This window comes from Streptomyces qinglanensis (assembly GCF_900111245.1).
Taxonomy (GTDB): Bacteria; Actinomycetota; Actinomycetes; order Streptomycetales; family Streptomycetaceae; genus Streptomyces; species Streptomyces qinglanensis.
In genome coordinates this window covers 525,574-545,116 of the sequence record NZ_FOGO01000001.1, presented here as the reverse complement: position 1 = coordinate 545,116, position 19,543 = coordinate 525,574, and the positions used below count along the sequence as shown (strand labels likewise).

The 19,543-nt window shown below is 73.3% G+C and carries 14 protein-coding genes and 1 riboswitch; of the genes, 4 read left to right on the top strand and 10 right to left on the bottom strand.

Features of this window, described 5'->3' with window-relative positions; all coding sequences use genetic code 11:
- The first annotated feature begins 174 nt into the window (after nt 1–174).
- Both BMX65_RS02360 and BMX65_RS02355 read left to right on the top strand, forming a co-directional pair.
- On the top strand, nt 175–1,620 hold the full coding sequence (locus BMX65_RS02360; RefSeq protein WP_074998387.1) for a glyceraldehyde-3-phosphate dehydrogenase: 1,446 nt from the start codon (nt 175–177) through the stop codon (nt 1,618–1,620).
- Between the two features lie 488 nt (nt 1,621–2,108).
- A complete protein-coding gene (locus tag BMX65_RS02355) occupies nt 2,109–4,328 on the top strand; it encodes an NADP-dependent isocitrate dehydrogenase (protein ID WP_074998386.1) in 2,220 nt (739 codons plus the stop codon).
- A 129-nt stretch (nt 4,329–4,457) separates the two neighbouring features.
- On the opposite strand, the gene BMX65_RS02350 is transcribed toward BMX65_RS02355, so the two are convergent.
- The gene (locus BMX65_RS02350) at nt 4,458–5,360 is read right to left on the bottom strand and encodes a DUF1206 domain-containing protein (RefSeq protein WP_239501790.1); all 903 of its coding nucleotides are present in this window, start codon (nt 5,358–5,360) and stop codon (nt 4,458–4,460) included.
- Between the two features lie 119 nt (nt 5,361–5,479).
- Nucleotides 5,480–6,814, bottom strand: coding sequence for a DUF5685 family protein (locus tag BMX65_RS02345; protein ID WP_074998385.1), 1,335 nt, complete (start codon nt 6,812–6,814; stop codon nt 5,480–5,482).
- Nucleotides 6,815–7,125: 311 nt separating this feature from the next.
- Between BMX65_RS02345 and thrS the strand changes: the two genes are divergently transcribed.
- Entirely contained in the window at nt 7,126–8,415 is a 1,290-nt protein-coding gene (gene thrS / locus BMX65_RS02340; RefSeq protein ID WP_074998384.1) for a threonine--tRNA ligase, read from the top strand.
- Nucleotides 8,416–8,526: 111 nt separating this feature from the next.
- Here the strand turns inward: thrS and BMX65_RS02335 are convergent, their stop codons facing one another.
- The 5 genes from BMX65_RS02335 to BMX65_RS02315 all read right to left on the bottom strand — a co-directional run bounded on the left by BMX65_RS02335 (nt 8,527) and on the right by BMX65_RS02315 (nt 13,877).
- A complete protein-coding gene (locus BMX65_RS02335) occupies nt 8,527–9,330 on the bottom strand; it encodes a (2Fe-2S)-binding protein (RefSeq protein WP_074998383.1) in 804 nt (267 codons plus the stop codon).
- A complete protein-coding gene (locus tag BMX65_RS02330; protein WP_074998382.1) occupies nt 9,327–10,193 on the bottom strand; it encodes an ABC transporter ATP-binding protein in 867 nt (288 codons plus the stop codon). The genes BMX65_RS02335 and BMX65_RS02330 overlap by 4 nt, the downstream gene beginning before the upstream one ends.
- Complete coding sequence (locus BMX65_RS02325; RefSeq protein ID WP_074998381.1) at nt 10,193–11,239, bottom strand: FecCD family ABC transporter permease; 1,047 nt, start codon at nt 11,237–11,239, stop codon at nt 10,193–10,195. The genes BMX65_RS02330 and BMX65_RS02325 overlap by 1 nt, the downstream gene beginning before the upstream one ends.
- Nucleotides 11,220–12,326 (bottom strand): ABC transporter substrate-binding protein, encoded by a 1,107-nt coding sequence (locus BMX65_RS02320; protein WP_239501789.1) that lies wholly within the window; start codon nt 12,324–12,326, stop codon nt 11,220–11,222. Before BMX65_RS02320 ends, BMX65_RS02325 begins: the two co-directional genes overlap by 20 nt.
- Before the next feature lie 66 nt (nt 12,327–12,392).
- Nucleotides 12,393–12,573: riboswitch (cobalamin riboswitch) on the bottom strand.
- A 572-nt stretch (nt 12,574–13,145) separates the two neighbouring features.
- The gene (locus BMX65_RS02315) at nt 13,146–13,877 is read right to left on the bottom strand and encodes a DUF7873 family protein (protein ID WP_074998380.1); all 732 of its coding nucleotides are present in this window, start codon (nt 13,875–13,877) and stop codon (nt 13,146–13,148) included.
- Between the two features lie 156 nt (nt 13,878–14,033).
- Between BMX65_RS02315 and BMX65_RS02310 the strand changes: the two genes are divergently transcribed.
- Nucleotides 14,034–16,253: a terpene synthase family protein gene (locus BMX65_RS02310; protein WP_074998379.1), complete on the top strand. Its 2,220-nt coding sequence runs from the start codon at nt 14,034–14,036 to the stop codon at nt 16,251–16,253.
- Here BMX65_RS02310 and BMX65_RS02305 read toward each other — a convergent pair.
- From BMX65_RS02305 to BMX65_RS02295, 3 genes are all read right to left on the bottom strand, one after another.
- The gene (locus BMX65_RS02305; protein ID WP_074998378.1) at nt 16,189–17,163 is read right to left on the bottom strand and encodes a DMT family transporter; all 975 of its coding nucleotides are present in this window, start codon (nt 17,161–17,163) and stop codon (nt 16,189–16,191) included. The two genes, BMX65_RS02310 and BMX65_RS02305, sit on opposite strands and share 65 nt — an antisense overlap.
- Nucleotides 17,164–17,325: 162 nt before the next feature.
- Entirely contained in the window at nt 17,326–17,646 is a 321-nt protein-coding gene (locus BMX65_RS02300; protein ID WP_107437370.1) for a hypothetical protein, read from the bottom strand.
- Nucleotides 17,647–17,755: 109 nt separating this feature from the next.
- A complete protein-coding gene (locus BMX65_RS02295; RefSeq protein WP_074998770.1) occupies nt 17,756–19,240 on the bottom strand; it encodes an FAD-dependent oxidoreductase in 1,485 nt (494 codons plus the stop codon).
- Between the last annotated feature and the right edge of the window lie 303 nt (nt 19,241–19,543).

Below are 19,543 nucleotides of genomic sequence, written 5' to 3'. Positions count from 1 at the left end.
TCCTTCCCTCTGTGCGGGTGGCGGGACGGCCCGGACGGTACTCGAGAAGCGCCGGAGCCGGCGGCCATCAGTGCAGCCGGCAGCCGTTCGTGCGGCCGTACGTCCGACCGCTCGTACGAGCCGCTCCGCGGACGGGTTAGCATATGAGCGCCGCCTAGCTCGAAAGATAGATCTGTGACTGTCAACGACGACGTGTTCACCAACTGGAAGCACCGCGAGGAGATCGCGGAATCGATGATCCCGATCATCGGGAAGCTGCACCGGGAGCGGGACGTCACTGTCCTGCTGCACAGCCGCTCCCTGGTGAACAAGTCGGTGATCAGCATCCTCAAGGCCCACCGCTTCGCGCGGCAGATCGCCGGGGAGGAACTGTCCGTCACCGAGACGCAGCCGTTCCTCCACGCGCTCACCGCGCTCGACCTCGGACCCTCCCAGATCGACATCGGGATGCTCGCCGCGACCTACCGGAACGACGACCGCGGCCTGTCCGTGGCAGAGTTCACGGCGCAGGCCGTGGCGGGTGCGACCGGCGCCGACAAGATCGAGCGCCGGGCCTCGCGGGACGTGGTCCTCTACGGATTCGGCCGCATCGGCCGCCTCCTCGCCCGCCTGCTCATCGAGAAGGCCGGCTCCGGCAACGGCCTGCGGCTGCGTGCCGTCGTCGTCCGCAGGGCCGCCGGTCAGGACCTGGTCAAGCGGGCCTCGCTGCTGCGCCGCGACTCGATCCACGGGCAGTTCCAGGGCACCATCACCGTCGACGAGGCGAACAGCACGATCATCGCCAACGGCAACGAGATCAAGGTCATCTACTCCGACGACCCGACGTCGGTGGACTACACGGCCTACGGCATCAAGGACGCCGTCCTCATCGACAACACCGGCAGGTGGCGTGACCGGGAGGGCCTCTCCCAGCACCTGCGCCCCGGCATCGACAAGGTGATCCTGACCGCACCCGGCAAGGGTGACGTGCCCAACGTGGTGCACGGCGTCAACCACGACATGATCAAGCCGGACGAGCAGATCATCTCCTGCGCGTCCTGCACCACCAACGCGATCGTCCCGCCGCTGAAGGCGATGGCGGACGAGTACGGGGTGCTGCGCGGTCACGTGGAGACCGTCCACTCGTTCACCAATGACCAGAACCTGCTGGACAACTATCACAAGTCCGACCGGCGGGGGCGCTCGGCGCCGCTCAACATGGTCATCACCGAGACCGGCGCCGCCTCGGCCGTCGCCAAGGCGCTGCCCGACCTCGAGGCGACGATCACCGGCAGTTCGATCCGCGTCCCGGTGCCGGACGTCTCGATCGCCATCCTCAATCTGCAGCTCGCCCGCGAGACGAGCCGCGAGGAGGTGCTGGACCACCTCCGTGAGGTCTCGCTGACCTCGCCGCTCAAGCGCCAGATCGACTTCACCAGCGCCCCCGACGCGGTCTCCAACGACTTCATCGGCTCGCGCCACGCCTCCATCGTCGACGCGGGCGCCACCAAGGTCGAGGGCGACAACGCGATCCTCTACCTCTGGTACGACAACGAGTTCGGCTACTCGTGCCAGGTCGTCCGGGTCGTCCAGCACGTCTCCGGAGCGGAGTACCCGACCTTCCCGGCCCCGGTGGCCTGAACCCGGAACCCGCCGCGGGGTCCGGGTGCGGGCCCCGCGCCCGGCCCCGGCACCCGGAACCGGACTCCGGCACCGGACTCCGGCGCCCGGCCACGACGTCGGCCCTGAAAGCCCCGGCGCCCGGTTCCCCTCTCGGCCCTGACCCCGGCCCGCCCCGACCTCCGTCGGCGCGGGCCGGTGCGGGTTGCGGGCACGGGCTCCGGGCAGGGGTTCCCAGTCGGCCAGTCGGCCAGTCGGCCAGTCGGCCAGTCGGCCAGTCGGCCAGTCGGCCATCGGCCGTCCGCCGGCCGGGACCCGGTCCCTGAAGTCCGCCCCGGTACGTCGGCGCTGGTGGGACCGGGTGCCGCGGCGCAGTGCCGTCCATGGGCGCCGGGGGTGGCGGCCGAGGCACCCGGCTTCCGGGTGCCCAAGCGCGGGCCGCTTCACCGCGCCGCCCCGTCACGGGATATCTTGATATCGAGACGATGTAGACGCGAAGCGGAGTAGCGGTGACTGACTCGACCATCATCTATACGCACACTGACGAGGCCCCGGCCCTGGCGACGTACTCGTTCCTGCCCGTGGTCGAGGCGTACGCCTCGACGGCCGGCGTCGCCGTCGAGAGCCGCGACATCTCCCTGGCCGGCCGGATCATCGCCGGCTTCCCCGAGCGGCTGGAGGAGCACCAGCGCATCGAGGACGCGCTGGCGCAGCTCGGCGAACTCGCCAAGACCTCGCAGGCCAACATCATCAAGCTGCCGAACATCTCGGCGTCCATCCCGCAGCTCAAGGCCGCCATCGCCGAGCTGCAGGAGCAGGGCTACGCGCTGCCGGACTACCCGGACGACCCGCGGACCGACGAGGAGCGGGAGGTGCGCGCCCGCTACGACAAGGTCAAGGGCAGCGCCGTCAACCCGGTCCTGCGCGAGGGCAACTCCGACCGCCGCGCCCCGGCCTCCGTCAAGAACTACGCCAAGGCCAACCCGCACCGCATGGGCGCCTGGCGCGCCGACTCGAAGACGAACGTCGCGCACATGGACGGTGACGACTTCCGCTCCACCGAGAAGTCCGCCGTGCTGGCCCAGGACGGTGCGCTGCGGATCGAGCTGCACGGCGACGACGGCTCCACCACGGTGCTGCGCGAGTCGGTGCCGGTGCAGGCCGGTGAGGTCGTCGACGTCGCGGTGATGCGCGTCGCCGCGCTGCGCGAGTTCCTCTCCGCGCAGGTCGAGCGGGCCAAGGCGGAGGGTGTGCTGTTCTCGGTGCACCTGAAGGCGACGATGATGAAGGTGTCCGACCCGATCATCTTCGGTCACACCGTGCGCGCCTTCTTCCCGAAGACGTTCGCCGCCTACGGCGACCAGCTCGCCGCGGCCGGGCTGACCCCCAACGACGGTCTGGGCGGCATCTACAAGGGCCTCGAGTCGCTGCCGGAGGGCGACAAGATCAAGGCGTCCTTCGACGCCGAGCTGGCCCAGGGCCCGGACCTGGCGATGGTCGACTCGCACCGCGGCATCAGCAACCTGCACGTGCCCAGCGACGTCATCGTGGACGCCTCCATGCCCGCGATGATCCGTACCTCGGGGCACATGTGGAACAAGGACGACCAGGAGCAGGACGCGCTCGCGGTCATCCCCGACAGCAGCTACGCGGGCATCTACCAGGCCGTCATCGAGGACTGCAAGGCCAACGGCGCCTTCGACCCGGCCACCATGGGATCCGTGCCCAATGTCGGCCTGATGGCGCAGAAGGCCGAGGAGTACGGCAGCCACGACAAGACGTTCGAGATCCCGGCGACCGGCACGGTGCGGGTCCTCGACGACGCGGGCGAACTGGTGCTGGAGCAGGCCGTCGGCGAGGGCGACATCTTCCGGATGTGCCAGACCAAGGACGTGCCGATCCAGGACTGGGTCAAGCTGGCCGTCACCCGCGCCCGTGCCACCGGCGACCCGGCCGTCTTCTGGCTGGACGAGACCCGCGCCCACGACCGGAACCTGATCGGGAAGGTCCGCGAGTACCTGCCGCTGCACGACACCGAGGGCCTGCGGATCGAGATCATGTCCCCGGCCGACGCGATGACGTTCTCCCTGGAGCGCATCCGCCGCGGCGAGAACACCATCTCGGTCACCGGCAACGTGCTGCGCGACTACCTGACCGACCTGTTCCCGATCATGGAGCTGGGCACCAGCGCCAAGATGCTCTCCATCGTTCCGCTGATCAACGGCGGCGGGCTCTTCGAGACGGGTGCGGGCGGCTCGGCGCCCAAGCACGTGCAGCAGCTCGTCAAGGAGAACTACCTGCGCTGGGACAGCCTGGGCGAGTTCCTCGCGCTGGCCGTCAGCTTCGAGCACCTCGCGCACAAGACGGGCAACGCGCGCGCCCAGATCCTCGCGGACACCCTGGACCGCGCCACCGGCACGCTGCTGAACGAGAACAAGTCGCCCAGCCGCAAGCTCGGCAGCATCGACAACCGCGGCAGCCACTTCTACCTCGCCCTGTACTGGGCGCAGGAGCTGGCGGCGCAGACCGAGGATTCGGAGCTCGCGCAGGCGTTCGCGGAGCTGGCCGGGACGCTGGCCGGGCAGGAGCAGACGATCGTCGACGAACTGCTGGCCGTCCAAGGCGCGTCCGCCGACATCGGCGGCTACTACCAGCCGTCGACGGAGAAGGCGGCGGCCGTGATGCGTCCGTCGAAGACCTTCAACGAGGCGCTGGCCGCACTGCGCTGACCTCGTACTCGCCCACGGGGCCCGGGACCGGCCGACGCCGCTCCCGGGCCCTGCGGTTTCTCCGGGGACGCCGGGTCCGCGGACCCGGCGGGTTCCCGGCCCCGGTCCCGGCCCCGGCCCGCCCCGGGTTCAGGTGCTGCGCCAGCGCGCCACCGCGAACGAGAAGAGCCCGAAGAGGACGAGCCCCACCGCCACGGCCACCAGCAGCCACGGTCCCGCCGGGGTCTCGGCGAAGGCGCGCAGGGTGTCGTCCATGCCCTTGGCCCGCTCGGGGTCGTAGGTGACCGCGGCGCGGAGCAGGAAGCCGCCGGCGGCGGCGAACACCAGACCGCGGGCGAGCCCGCCCGCCACCCCGGTGGTGTCCACGAACTTCCGCTGCCGCGCGGACATCCGGTGGGTGCGCAGATGCTTGTGGTACTTCCGCAGCGCCGCGCGCCCGCCCAGCACCACGCCGCCGATCACCACCGCGGCGCCCGCGGCTCCCACCAGCCACTGCCCGCCGGGCAGCCCCAGCGCGTCGGCCGTCACATCGCGCGAGCGCTTGTCGGAGGCGCCGCTGCCGCTGCCCTTGTCACCCGTGGCGAAGGCCAGCACGGAGTACGCGACGAACGTGTAGAAGGCGGCCCGCGCCCCGGAGGCAAGGCGCTTGGTCGCCTTGTCGCCGTCCGGCCCCGCGGCGCCCCAGACCGCTTCGGACAGCCGCCACAGCGCCATGCCGGCCAGTGCGAGGCCCAGCGCCCACAGCAGCAGGCCGCCGAAGGACTGCTCCGCCACCTGCTGGAGCGCCCCGCCCCGGTCCGCCTGTTCGCCGCCCTTCCCGCCGGTGAACGCCACCTGCACCGCCAGCATCCCGACCAGCAGATAGGTCACGCCGCGTCCGGTGAATCCGGCCCGTGCCGCACCGCTCAGCACCGGCCGCGCGGTGGACCTGGCCTGCCGCGTCGCCTTCCCGGCGCCCGGCTTTCCTGCCCTGCCGCGGAATCCGCGGATACGGCCGCCGCGTTTGCGGCGTCTCGGAACGGTGATGTCCATGGATCCTCCCCATCGTCAGCGGACGGGTGCCCGCGGACGGCCCCGGGAACCGCGCCGGTTCCTCCCGGGGGCCGGTGGGACCTGCGGGGCGGGAAGACGGCTGAGCGAGGGCAGCGCCCTCAGCAGTCGCAGCCGCAGCAGTCGCAGCCGTCACAACCGCACCCGTCACAGTTGCAGTTGCCGCAGCAGTCACAGCAGTCGCAACAGTCGCCGCAGTCCAGGCACCCCTCCCGCTTCTTGCGGGACCAGGGACCCTCGTACTCCGAGGCGCAGCACAGTCGGCAGGTGCAGCAGAGGCCGACGAAGGCCGCGCAGCCCGCCCAGAAGCCGCGCGGGGGCCGCTGCCGACCCGGACCGCGGCCCCCGGAGCCGCCCGGGCCGCCGGTGCCGCCGCCTCCGTCGTCGCCCTCGCCGCCCGCGCCCGCGAACGGATTCCCGGGGCCGTTGAGATTGTGCGGCGCCTGACCGTAGGGCGGCCGCCCCGGCTGCTGCAGGTACGGCTGCTGCCCGTACGGCTGCTGCCCGTACGGTTGCGGGGGCGGGCCGGCGTCCCCGTGCGGGTCCGCGGCCGCTGCCGGTCCACCGGAGTGCGCGCACGCCGCCGCGCCGAACGCGCGGTCCACGGCGCGCGGCACCTCGTGCGCCAGCAGGGCGTGCGCCAGCCGCCGGTCCGCGAAGTCCACCGCGCGCAGCGCCCGGCGGATGCCGTGTGCCGCCTCGTCGCACACCTTCCGGGCCTCGGCCGGGGTGGTGCCGGTGGCGGTGAGGGGGTTCCAGGCGCCCTCCGCGGCGTCCGCCGCACGGTCCTCGACCGCGTCCAGCAGGTGCGCGAGCTGTCCGAAGAGACGGCCGGCCTCGGCGAGCGGGGCCGCGTTGCCGGGCCGTCCCGCGAGGGCCGCCGTGTGTGCGAAGGCCGCCGCGGTGGCCGTCGCGGTCGGCTCGGTGACGGTCGCCAGCGGAGTGCCGGGGCCCGCGGCGCGCTCCACGTCGGTCTGCCGCTCGACCGCGTCGACCAGCAGCGCCGTGTCGAAGCCCAGCGCGCCGCCGGTACGGGCACCGGCCCGGTCCCAGCCCGCGGCCGTCCGGCGGGCGGCCGCGGCCAGCGGCCGGCGGCGCAGCAGCCCGTCCCCGTCGGCTATGTGGTCCCGTATCTTCGCCGAGGCGAGGACCAGGGACACCGAGGCCGCCAGCCGCGCCCCCTCGCCCCGGGCGACCGAGGCCGTCCGCATGCCCCGCAGCGGGCACGGTCCCGCGGTGCGGCGCCCGGAGCCGGCGGCACCGGCCTGCGCGTCGGTCAGCACGGAGACCAGCAGCCCGTCGTAGTTCGTCACGATCCGCGCCACCTGCCCGTGACCGTCGCGCAGTGCGAGGCAGAGCCCGCACAGATGCGCCGTCCACTCGGCCCTGAGCCCCTCCGGCAACCGGTGCCTGCAGGGCCTGACGATCCCGAACACGCGATCCCCCGTACGTCGATCGACTGCCGCGGTGCCGCGTACAGTGCCGCGATGCTACCCACCGCCCCCACCGGTGCCCCCGGGACCCCGAGCAGGGAGGCGGCCCGGGAGCACCCGGAAAACCCGCGGACGGGGTGCGCACCGCGCTGCTACGTTGCCCGCATGCAGCAGCGCGCCGTACAGATCGTCAGGACGACGACGCCGGACGAAGTCCCGGCGCGCTGACCGACGTACCCGTCAAGCCCCGGGCCGAGCGCCCGGGGCTTCGTCGTCTCCCTCGGGCGCGGCCCGCGTCCACGAGGGAGGACCCCATGACCGCAGCCCGCCACGACCACCGGTCGCTCGGCCGCGAGTTGCAGCTCTTCGGCACCGATCCGCTGATCGGCGCCGGACTGCCCTACTGGCTGCCGGACGGCGCCACCGTCCGGCACGCGCTGGAGGAGTACATCCGCGGAGTCGAGCGCCGCGCCGGGTACCGGCACGTCTGCTCGCCCGCCCTCGGCAAGCGCGAGCTGTACGAACTCTCCGGCCACTGGGACCACTACGCCGACGACATGTTCCCGCCCCTGGAACGGCGCGCGGGCAACGGCGCGGGGGACGCGGACGCCGCGGATGGCGCGGACGGCGCCGCGGGGAACGGGACCGGGGAGGTGCTGGTGCTGCGCCCCAGCCTGTGCCCGCACCACGCGGTGATCTACCGCTCCCGCGCGCACAGCTACCGCGAACTGCCGCTGCGGATGGCCGAACTCGGCACCATGTACCGGGCCGAGCGCTCCGGGGTGCTGGGCGGACTCACCCGGGTACGCGCCATCCAGCTCAACGACGCGCACATCTTCTGCACCCTCGACCAGGTCGCGGCCGAGACCCGGGCGGCACTGGAGCTGATCCGGGACGCCTACCGGGCGCTCGGCATCGAGGCGGCCCGCTACCGGCTCTCGCTCCCCGCGCCGGGCGGCGACCGGCTGCCCGGCCCCGACGCATGGCGGCAGGCCACCGCGCTGCTGACCGAGGCGCTGGAGGACGCCGGGCTGCCGTACGAGGCGGCGGAGGGCGAGGCCGCCTTCTACGGGCCCAAGATCGACGTGCAGATCGCCGACGCGGCGGGCCGGGAGGCCACCCTCTCCACCGTCCAGGTCGACCTGCACCAGCCCGAGCGTTTCGATCTGCGCTACACCGGCGCGGACGGCGGCGCCCACCGGCCGGTCATGGTCCACCGCGCCGTGCTCGGCAGCGTGGAGCGCGCGGTGGCGCAGTTGATCGAGGTGCACGGCGGCGCGTTCCCCGCCTGGCTGGCGCCCGTCCAGCTCGCCGTGCTGCCGGTGTCCGAAGCGGAACGGCCCGCGGGGGAGGCGTTCGTGCGGCGCTGCGTCGCCGCGGGGCTGCGCGCCGACCTCGCTCCGCCCGAGCACGGCAGCCTGGGCGCCCGGGTACGGGAGGCCCGCCGGGTCCCCTACCAGGTGGTGCTCGGCAGCCGGGAGGCCGCCGCTGGGCGGATCGCGGTACGGCTGCGCGACGGGCGCCGGCTCGACCCGCTGCCGGAGAGCGATGTCGTCGCGCGGATCGGCGCCCTGGTGGAGCGGCACAGCACCGCACTGTGGTGACGCCCGGCCCCGGCTGTCAGCGGTACGGCCCCGCCCGTCGGGCAGTACCGTCCCGGCCCTCGGCGGCCCGTCCCGGCCGTCAGGCAGTACCGCTTCGGCCGTCCGGCCGGCTCACCGGGCCGCGTAGGCGCGCAGCCGGTCGGCGCGCGGGGTCAGGCAGCAGCTCGCGCAGCGGACGGCTTCCGCGCTGGTGTAGTAGAGGCAGCAGGTGTTGCGGAGGTAGCGCAGCCGGCGGCCGCCGTCGGCGCCGGTGATCTCGGCGAGGTCCCCGAGCCGCGCCAGCTCCGGCCGCGGGCCGACGAACTCCGCCCAGCGCCGGGACAGCTCCTCCGGCGGGCGGGCCGCGGCGGCGCTCAGCGCGGTGGCGCAGCCGTGGGCCACTCCGCCGTGGAGTTGCCGCAGTCCGGCACGGGTCGCCCCGCGCAGTGCGGCGGCGAGCGGCAGCAGATGGGAGTCCAGCACGGCCTCGTGGAGCGCCGCGAGCGTGCCGGCCGGTTCGGCGGAGGGCGCCGCGAGCAGCCGCGGACTGCGCAGCCGTACCCCCGCGATCCCGTGGCCGCCGGGCCGCACCAGGACGTTCCGCGGCCGCACGTCCCACACGCGCCCGTCGAGTACCCAGTCGAGCACCGCCGCGGCCGTGACCCGCCCCGCGTACACCGCGATCAGGGTGAGCCCGGCCGCGTGCGCCGTACGGTGTCCGCTGCCCTCCCACTCGGCGGCCAGCAGTCGCTCCAGTGCGGCGCTGTCCGCGCTCAGCAGGCGGTCCGCGGGCAGCCAGGCCCCGGCGGCGGTCTCCGCGGGCGGCGGCTCGCCCGGCAGCATGTGGTAGCGGGGACCGTGCGCCGCGGCCAGGTCCGTCAGCGCGCACAGCGCCGTCAGTTCGTCCAGTTCGGTGGGCCCGCCCCCGCCGGTCATCCCCGCGCCCCTTCCCGCGGCTCCCGCGGCTCCCGCGGCTCCTGTGTCTCCCGCGGCTCCCGCGGGTGCGGCAACCCCCGCGGCTCCCGCGGCGGCAGGTACACCACGGTCGGCGCACCCGTCTCCGGGTGCACGTCCACCTCGGCCCGGACCCCGTACACCTCGGCCAGCAGCCCCGGGGTGAGCACCTCTTCGGGCGTGCCGTCCGCCACGACCCGGCCCGCCTCCAGCACGTACAGCCGGTCGCAGAAGTACGCGGCGAGGTTGAGGTCGTGCAGGGCGAGCAGTCCGGTGGCGGGCAGATCCCGGACGAGCGCCAGCAGTTCCCACTGGTAGCGCACGTCCAGATGGTTGGTCGGCTCGTCCAGCACCAGCAGTTCGGGCTCCTGCACCAGCGCGCGGGCCACCAGCACCCGCTGCCGCTCCCCGCCGGACAGCTCGTCGAAGGGCCGCCGGGCCAGCGCGGCGGCCCCCGTCCGCTCCAGCGCCGCGGCGACCCGCGCCGCGTCCGCTGCGGTGTCGCCCTCCCAGAACCGCTTGTGCGGGGAGCGGCCCATCGCCGCGATCCGGCCCGCGGTCAGCCCGAATCCGCCGCCCGCCTCCTGCGGCACGGCTGCCACCCGCCGGGCGCGGGCCTTGACGCTCAGCGCCGCCGCGTCGTGGCCGCCCAGCGTGATCCGGCCGCCGGTGGGCCGCAGCGTCCCGTAGACGCACCGCAGCAGGGTGGTCTTGCCGCTGCCGTTCGGCCCGACGACGCCGACGGTCTCGCCCGGCGCCGCCCGCAGGTGCACTCCGTCCAGCAGCAGGGGTCCCCCGGCCGCCCGGTAGGACACCTTCTCGACGTCCAGGGCGTGGAGCGGCATCAGCCCATCGCCCCCTCGGCATGCCGGGTGCGGCGCAGCAGCCACAGGAAGAACGGCCCGCCGGTGAGGGCCGTCAGCACGCCGACCGGGATCTCCTCGGGCGCCGCGACGGTGCGCGCAGCCAGGTCGGCCAGCACCAGGAAGGCCGCTCCGCCCAGCGCCGCGACGGGCAGCAGCGCCCGGTGCCCGGCACCGACCGCCATCCGCGCCGCGTGCGGCACCATCAGTCCGACGAAGCCGATCGCGCCGCTCACCGTGACCAGTACCGCCGTCACCAGGGAGGCCAGGACGAACGAGGCCGCGCGGAAGCGTCCGGTGTCCAGCCCCAGAACGGTGGCGCCCTCCTCGCCGACCAGCAGCAGATCCAGCGGCCTGGCCAGCGCCAGCAGCAGGACGAGCCCGGCCGCCAGCACCAGCGCGGGCAGCAGCACAGTGTGCAGGCGGGCCTGGCCCAGCCCGCCCAGCGTCCAGAAGAGGATGGCCCGCAGATGCTCCTTCTCCGCAGAGGTCACCAGCACCAGACTGGTCAGTGCGGAGAGCACGTACTGCACCGCGACTCCGGCCAGCACCAGCCGTCCCGTCGTCACCGCCGCGCCGCTCCGCGCCATCGCGTAGACGGTCACCGTCGCCAGCAGCGCCCCGGCGAACGCGCCCGCCTGCATCGAGACGGCCCCGACCCCCAGGACGACGGACAGGACGGCACCCATGGAGGCGCCGGAGGAGATGCCCAGCAGATACGGATCCGCCAGCGGGTTGCGCACCAGAGCCTGCAGCACCGCGCCCACCAGTGCCAGTCCGGCGCCGACGACGGCGGCCAGCAGCACCCGCGGCAGCCGCACATCGAGCACGATGGTGGTGAACGGGCCCGGCTGCGCCCGGCCGGTCAGGGCCGCCAGCACGTCGGCGAGCGGAATCCGTGCCGCGCCCAGCGCCAGCCCGGCCAGCGCCCCGGCGACCAGGACGGCGGCCAGCACTCCGCACACCAGGGCGCACCGCGCCGGCGCGGCGGAGGAGCGCGGCGCGGTGCTACTGCGCACCGGCGTCACCGGCGTCGTCCGGGTGCAGCTGCCGGGCCAGCGCGTCCACCGCGTCGGGCACCCGCGGGCCCAGCACCGCCGAGGAGAGCGGCAGCACGGCGAACCGTTCGTGCTCGATCGCGGGCACGTCCGCCAGTGCGGGATCCTCCAGCAGCCGCTTCTTCTTCTGCGCGACGGTCGTTCCGCCGTAGTCGTAGATCACCACGACGTCCGGTCTGCGCTCGACGACCTGCTCCCAGGAGACGTCGGCGAACGTCTTGTCGAGGTCGGCGAAGACGTTGCGGGCGCCGGCCCGGCGCAGGATCTCGTCGCCGATGCCCGTGCCGCCCGCAGTGAACGCGGAGCTCTCCCCGCTGTCGTAGACGAACACCCGGGTGGGTTCCGTCCCCTTCAGCCGCTTCGCGGTGGCCGCCAGTTGCCGGTCCTGCTTCCGGACCAGCGCCGCCGCGCGTCCCGGTACCCCGAAGATCCGGCCGACCTCCCGCAACTCCCGGTGCAGCGTGTCGATGTCCACGTCCTCGGTGCAGGACTCCAGGTCGAGCCGGGTCCGCACGCCGCTCTCCCGCAGGGCCGCACGCGACCGTCCCTCCGTCTTGTCGAAGGAGCTGGCGTAGCCGCCGTAGACGAAGTCCGGTGCCGCGCCCAGCAGTGTCTCCTTGGACGGGTACTTCTCCGCGAGGACGTCGATGCCGCGGTACGCCTTCGCGTAGCGGGGCAGGATCCGGTCGTCCAGGTAGGCGGTGCCGGCCATCCGGTCCTGCAGACCGAGCGCCAGCATGATCTCGGTGACGTGCTGGTTCATGGTCACCGCCCGCTGCGGCGGCTCGGTGAAGGTGGTCTTCACCCCGCAGTTGGTGACGGTGTACGGGAAGCCCTCGGCGGAGGACCCGTGGGCGCTTCCGTGGCCCGCGCCGCCGCCGGAGCCCCCGGCGCAGGCGGTCAGGGATGTCAGCAGCAGCGCGGTGAGGACCGCGCGGCCGGTGCGGTGCGGCGGGCGCGCGGGTGCGGCGGGCCGGCCTGCGGCGGCCGAGCGGTTGCGGGCGGCTGCCGGGAGGCGGCCCGGTACGAGGGCGCGGATACGGCGCGGTCGGCGCATGGCCAGCAGATCCTTCTCCGTCAGAGGCCCGATCGCGGGGCCTGGCGTCGTACCGCGCCGGGGGCTGTCCGGGCGCGGCCGCCAGCAGGTCTTCGGACTCGGGACTGCGGGGGCGGTGCGCCTTCCCGGGGGCTGCGCCCCAGTGGCATCGTGCACGCCCCAGTCCCACACCGCTGCGCGTCAGCTCCGGATTCGCACCGGATTCCCTGACCCGATCAAGGGTTTGACTGGCTGCTGCAACGTACCACGGGCCCGGACGCCGGGACCGGGTGCGCAGTGCGCCGGGGCCCGGTGACAGGAGGACCGGAACCCGGCGGAAGGGAGAGAAGAGAAGGGACCCCGGGGCTTTACCCGGCCCCGGGGTCCTGGGTGCCGCTCGTTCGCACGCCCTGACGGTTCATGGGCGGATCGTTCGGCGATGTCCTCGCGTGGAGCCACTCCACCACGGCGCAGCGTGGACGCGCCGGCTGGGTTCGAACCAGCGTCTCGAGGTCGTCACCGCCCCGGTTGCCGGGCGATGAACGGCGATGCTGAGCGTGGAGCGAGAGGTTGAGACTGACCGGCGCCTGCCTGAGTGCAGTGCGGCCGGGGGTTCACACATCAGCTTCAGTTTCAGCTTTGCGCTCCTGGCGCACCCCGGGCCGACGGGACGTCGACCCCTGGCCCGGGGAGTCTGGGATGTCGGTTCGTCGCGGGCACTCTCCCGGATCGGTCGGGCGCACGGCACGCGGACGGCCGCACGGTCAGCATACGGAGGGTCGGGATACGAGGGTCGGAATGCGGACGCCCGCACCGGAGCGGAGGCACCGGTGCGAGCGGTCAGGCGAACAGGTACCCGAAGACGGCCTCGCCGGCCCGCTTGTCGGCGACCTCGGTCCCGTTGGCCTCCTCGCGGGCGAACTTCACCGCGGCCGCCAGCTTGTCCAGCCGCTCCAGCAGTTCGTTGACGCGCCGGGCCGGGAGGGCCCCGGAGTACTTGACCGTGGTCCAGTAGCCGACGGGGATGTCCTCGTAGTAGACCTCGACCTGGGCCGGGTGCTTCTCGGTGGCCTCCGCCTTCACGTGGTTGCGCGGCACCTTCTTGGTGCGCACCGTGCGGACCTGCTCCGTCTTCCACCAGTCGGTGGAGGGGTCGATCTCCCACGCCTCCGCGCCGTCCAGGATCGGCAGCTTCCGCAGGAACGTGCCCAGCTCGCCCAACTGCTTCTCCAGGAACAGCAGGTAGGAGACCGGCACGTCGGAGAGCACCGTGCGGCCGTCGACCGTGACGTCCGCGCGGGCCGAGAGGTTCGACCAGTCCTTCGTGGCCGTCACGTCGAACAGCCGGGTCAGGATCTTCGCCGTTTCCTTCAGTACATCCTCGGCCTTGACCTGGACCCGTGTCGACTCCGGCGGAAGCTGCTCGCCCTCTTCGTCCTTGGGCTGGTACGTACGCGAGATACCGGCCAGCATCTGCGGCTTCGTCAGCCCGTGCTGGGCCTGCGCCAGGTCCTGCACCACCTTGGACTTGACGCCCTTCTCGACTGCGATGATCTGATTCAGCTTCGCCACGAAAGCGAAGCTAGCAGCTCGACTCGGCGCACAGCCAACGGTTTTGTTCGACAGCGCTCCGGAGCGCTTCTCACACATCCGGGTGAAAAAGGATGTTCGTCATTCCAGGCCGGGTAGGCCGAACCCGCACCGCATCGACGAGCCGAGGGACGAACGTTGTCGCAACCCTTCGAACTGCCCGACTTCTACGTGCCCCACCCCGCCCGCCTCAATCCGCACGTCGACCGGGCGCGCACCCATTCCCGCGAGTGGGCACGGCAGATGGGGATGCTGGAGGGGTCCGGGATCTGGGACACCGCCGACCTGGACGCGCACGACTACGCGCTGCTGTGCGCCTACACCCACCCCGACGCCACCGCGGACGATCTGGCGCTGGTCACCGACTGGTACGTGTGGGTCTTCTTCTTCGACGACCACTTCCTGGAGGAGTTCAAACGCACCCAGGACCGCGCGGGTGGCAAGGCGTATCTGGACCGGCTGCCGCTGTTCATGCCGCCGGCGGACGACGCGGCGGCGCCGCCTCCCCAACCGGCCAACCCGGTCGAGGCGGGGCTGGCCGACCTGTGGGCCAGGACGGTGCCGTCGATGTCGGCGGACTGGCGCGCGCGGTTCGCGCTCAGCACCGAGAACCTGCTCAACGAGTCGCTGTGGGAGCTGTCCAACATCGACATCGGCCGGGTGGCCAACCCGGTCGAGTACATCGAGATGCGCCGCAAGGTCGGCGGTGCCCCCTGGTCGGCCGGGCTGGTGGAGTTCGCCGAGCACGCCGAGGTGCCCGCGGCCGTCGCCGCGTCCCGTCCGCTGTGCGTGCTGCGCGACACCTTCTCCGACGCCGTGCACCTGCGCAACGACCTCTTCTCCTACGAACGCGAGATCGGTGAGGAGGGCGAACTGTCCAACGGTGTGCTGGTGCTGGAGACCTTCCTGGAGTGCACCACCCAGGAGGCCGCCGATTCCGTGAACGACCTGCTCACCTCCCGGCTCCAGCAGTTCGAGCACACGGCGCTGACCGAACTGCCCGCGCTCTGTGCCGCGGAGGGGCTGGACGCGGCCGCCTGCGCCGATGTCGCCTCCTACGTCAAGGGGCTCCAGGACTGGCAGTCGGGCGGCCACGAGTGGCACATGCGCTCCAGCCGCTACATGAACGGCGGAGGAGCGCTCGCCGGGCGCCCGGCGCGGCTGCCGTTCGCCCCTTCGGGGCCGGGCACCTCGGCGCTGGCGACGCTGCGCCCCGCCCCCCGGGCGCAGACGCGCCGGGCCCGCTCCTTCACGCACGTACCGCACGAGCGCACCGGCCCGTCGGTGCTGCCGGAGTTCGAGATGCCCTTCCGGCACCGGCTCAGCCCGCATCTGGGCGGCGCCCGGGAGCGGGTCGTCGCCTGGGCGCACGAGACGGGCCTGCTGGGTCCGCAGCCGGACGTGGCGGGCGGCCGGGTGTGGGACGAGGAACTGATCCGGGACTACGACCTGCCGCTGTGCGCCGCCGGGATCCACCCGGACGCGACAGCCGCGCAACTCGACCTGAGCTCGGCCTGGCTGGCCTGGGGCACCTGGGGCGACGACTACTATCCGGTCCGCTTCGGCCGTACCCGGGACCTGGCGGGCGCCCGGGAGTGCACCCGGCGGCTGTCCCTCTTCATGCCCGTCGAGGGGGAGCCCGCTCCGCCGCCGGCCAGTCCGCTGGAGTGCTCGCTGGCCGATCTGTGGGTCAGGACGGCCGGTCCGATGACGCCCGCCAAGCGCCGCCGCTTCCGCGCCGCCGTCGAGGTGATGGCGGAGAGCTGGCTGTGGGAGCTGGACAACCAGTTGCTCAACCGCATCCCCGACCCTGTCGACTACGTCGAGATGCGGCGCAGGACCTTCGGCTCCGATCTGACGATGAGCCTGTGCCGGCTGGCCCAGCCGGACACGGTCCCGGAGGCCGTCTACCGCAGCGGGCCCATGAAGTCGCTGGAGAACGCCGCCGCCGACTACGCCTGCCTGCTCAACGACGTCTTCTCGTACCAGAAGGAGATCGAGTTCGAGGGCGAGCTGCACAACGGCGTGCTGGTCGTCCGTAACTTCTTCGACTGCGACTACCCCACCGCGCTGCGCATCGTCGACGACCTGATGAAGTCCCGGATGCGGCAGTTCCAGCACGTGGCCGCGCACGAGTTCCCCGTGCTCTACGACGACTTCGCGCTCGACGAGGCGAGCCGGGCCGCGCTGGACGGCTATGTGCGGGAGCTGGAGAACTGGATGTCCGGCATCCTGGTGTGGCACCGCGACTGCCGCCGCTACGGGGAGGCCGACCTGCGCCGCCACTTCCTTCCTAGCCGGCCGTTCGACGGCCCGACGGGGCTGGGGACGTCGGCTGCCCGGCTGGCGGCGCGGTAGCCGCGGCGACCGGCTGCGGGGGGCGCGGGCTCCGGCCCCGGGAGCGGGAGACCGCGACCCCCGCCAGGCACAGCAGACCGCCGCCCAGGGCCAGCGGGCCGGGCACCTCGTCCAGGACCAGCCAGGACATCAGCACGACGAGGAAGGGCACGACGTAGGTGGTGGACCCCATTCGGCCCGCGGTGCTGCGGGAGAGCGCGTAGGCCCAGGTGGAGAAGGCCAGCGCGGTCGGGAACACGCCCAGGTAGACGGTGTTGAGGGTGGCGGACAGCGGCGCGTCCGCCATGTCGGAGGCCAGGTGTCCGCTGAAGGGCAGGCAGGCGACGAATCCGATCAGGCAGCTGAACGCGGTGACCTGGAGCGGTGAGGCGTGCCGCAGCGCGGGCTTCTGGCTGACGACGCCGACCGCGTAGGCGACGGCCGCCAGTACGCACAGCACCACCCCCAGCGGCGAGGAGCCCCCGCCGTCGGAGACCGACAGGCCGACCACGACGGCACCCGCGAAGGAGACCGCCATACCGGCCAGCAGCCGGGCGGGGAAGCCCTCCTTGAGCAGCCAGCCGCCCAGCAGCGCCATCAGGATGGGGCCGATGTTGACGAGCATGGCGGCCGTCCCGGCGTCCACGAGGCGCTCGCCCCAGTTGAGGACGACCATGTAGCCGCCGAACCACAGCAGTCCGGAGGTGATGATGCCGGGCCAGGCGGCGCGCGGTGGGATTCCCTCCCGGCGCACGAGGAGCACCGCGCACAGCACGAGGGCTCCGGCTCCGAGTCGTCCCAGGGCCAGTGCGCCGGGAGTGAAGTGTTCGCCGGTACTGCGTATGGAGACGAACGACGAGGCCCACAGCACGACCGTGACGGCGGCCGCCACCAGCGCCTTGGCATCGGTACGTCTCTCGTCTGCCGCCATGGGGGCTCCTTCATGGGTTCGCCTGACCGTCCGTGACTGTCAGGACCGTAAAGCACCCATGCTCATGACGCCACCGATTTTCCGGTGCCCGGTGTCGGCGCGGCGGAGCCGCCCCGCGCCGCCCGGCCGATGGTGAGGGCCGGGCGGCGCGGGGGGACGGGATCAGGGCAGCAGCGAGCGCACCAGGCGGCAGGTGGTGAGGGACGGCGGATGCACGCCGATCCGGTGCGCCGTCGTACGGATGGTGCGGTTCCGGGCCTGCGCGGCGGTGTGGACGCCGGTGTCGAGCAGGGCTATCGCGATCCGCATGGCCTTGAGGCGCCGGTTGTGCGCCTCGTACCACTCGCGCGGCCGGCCGGGCGGGAGCGGCTTCTTGGGCAGCACGGGCAGGGTGGACATCTTCGGCAGGTGCTGCTGCGGGGGTGCGGTGCGGGTCGTGGGGCGGGAGTGCGAACGAGGGATTCGGGACCGGACAGCAGTCATCGACGGCCTCCTCCAGACGTCGGTGTGCTTCCTGATTACTACCCCATATTCTACCCCGCCCCACTGACAAAACCTGCTGGTCATTCGGGAGTTCGGGACTCGTGTTCGATTATGCGGCGGTCTCTTGCGCCGCCTCTCGCACGGGCTCCTCCGCCGCCTCGTGCGCGCCCGGCGCGGCGGACTCGTGCGTGCCCTGCCCGGGGGCTGCCGGGCGGCCGAAGTCCCGCAGGATCTGCTCGGTCGCCCGCTCGGCCGAACGCAGCGCCCCGCGCGGTGTGCTGCTGTCCCGATGCTCCCCGCACACGTACAGGCCCGACAGCACCCGGACCGGACGCCGCGGGTCGTGCGGCGCGGGCATCGCCGGCACCGCGTCCGGATCGTGGTACGCGGCCAGCAGCTCCCAGCGGTCCGTCGGCACGCCGTAGACGCGCGCCAGTTGAGGGCGGGCGGCCGCGTCCAGCGCAGTGGCCGGCTCACTCGCACGCGCGCCCAGCACGACCGAGGTCAGGAGCGTCCGGCCCGGTGCGGCACGCGACGGGTCCACGGCCGAGGCCGCCCAGGTGTGGCTGACCGGGGCGGGCTCCGCGCCCTCCCGCTCGGCGCACACGGTGAACGACGGCCCGTCCGCACCCGGCGGGAGGGGCTCGGGTGCGGCGTGGTGCAGCACGGTCACCGGGTGGAACTCCGGTACCCGCAGCCCCGGCAGCAGCGCTGCGGCCGACCGGGCCCCGGTGGCCACCAGCGCCGCCTCGCACCCGAACGTGCCGTGCTCGGCGGTGCGCACGGCGTGCGTGCTCACCGAGGTGACCCGTACGCCCGTGCGGACCGAGTCCGGTGGCAGTGCGGCGGCCAGCAACTCCACGGCGGCGGCCTGGCCGCCTGCCGGTACGCCCAGCCCGCCGCGGGCGAAACCGCGCAGGGTCAGATCGGCGACCCGGCTGGAGGTGGTCAGCGCGGGATCCGACAGCAGCGCGGTGAGCAGCGGGCGCACCAGCGTCTCCGTCGGCCGGGTGGGCAGCCCGCGTGCGGACAGCGCCTGGTTGGCCGGCAGTTCGGGCCGCGACAGCAGACCCTGGGGCGGCACCGCGGCGAACCGGTCCAGGGAGGCGCGCAGCCGGGCGAGGCCCAGGGCGTCGGACATGTCGGCCCGGCTCCGCGCTCCGGTGAGCGCGCGGGCGGTGATGAGTGCGCCCCGGGTGCTCCCTGCGCCCCTCGTGCGCCGGTCGAACAGCACCGCACGGCCCGTCCGCGGCGGCGGGCAGTGCCGCTCCGCCGACCGGGCCGCCACGTGGTGCGTGCGGCCCTCCGAGTGCAGCAGTGCCCCGGGTGGGAACGGGCGCAGCGCGAGCCCCTCCAGGGCCGGCAGCCGGGTGAACGCCTCCGCGTCCCGGTCCAGGCTGAGCACACCTGGACTCCGGTCCAGCCGGAACCCCTGGACACGGTCGGTCCGCGACCGGCCCCCGACGCGGTGCTCCGCCTCCAGGACCAGGACGCGCAACCCCGCACCGGTCAGCCGGTGCGCCGCGGCCAGTCCGGCCAGGCCCGCTCCGACGATCACCACGTCCGCGGTCCTGGCCCCGCCCCGGCCGTCCACCTCCTCGTCGCCGGTCCCTGCCCGGGTGCCTGCGTATGCGCTGCTGATCAGCACGTTTCCTCCCGACGTCGACGCGCGTACGGGCCGATGGGTTCTGCTTCTCGCTGCTGCCTTGTTCTCGTGCTGTGCGGCTGTGCGGCTGTGCTTGTGTGCGGCTGTGCTTGTGTGCGGCGGCTGTGCGGCTGTGCTTCTCCGCGTCCGTGCGTGTGCGGGTCCGTGCGCCGCACGTGCTGCCTGCGGCTGCTGCGCGTGCCGGTGTCCGCGCCCGTGCGGGTGTGTTCCGATCTGTCCGTGTGCGTGGGT

What these genes read in the sequence shown, in the direction of transcription:
- BMX65_RS02350 (WP_239501790.1), bottom strand. Translation starts at nt 5,360, where the DNA reads ATGGACATCACCGTTCCGAGACGCCGCAAACGCGGCGGCCGTATCCGC.
- thrS (WP_074998384.1), top strand. Translation starts at nt 7,126, where the DNA reads ATGACCGCAGCCCGCCACGACCACCGGTCGCTCGGCCGCGAGTTGCAG.
- BMX65_RS02335 (WP_074998383.1), bottom strand. Translation starts at nt 9,330, where the DNA reads ATGACCGGCGGGGGCGGGCCCACCGAACTGGACGAACTGACGGCGCTG.
- BMX65_RS02330 (WP_074998382.1), bottom strand. Translation starts at nt 10,193, where the DNA reads ATGCCGCTCCACGCCCTGGACGTCGAGAAGGTGTCCTACCGGGCGGCC.
- BMX65_RS02320 (WP_239501789.1), bottom strand. Translation starts at nt 12,326, where the DNA reads ATGCGCCGACCGCGCCGTATCCGCGCCCTCGTACCGGGCCGCCTCCCG.
- BMX65_RS02305 (WP_074998378.1), bottom strand. Translation starts at nt 17,163, where the DNA reads ATGGCGGCAGACGAGAGACGTACCGATGCCAAGGCGCTGGTGGCGGCC.
- BMX65_RS02300 (WP_107437370.1), bottom strand. Translation starts at nt 17,646, where the DNA reads ATGACTGCTGTCCGGTCCCGAATCCCTCGTTCGCACTCCCGCCCCACG.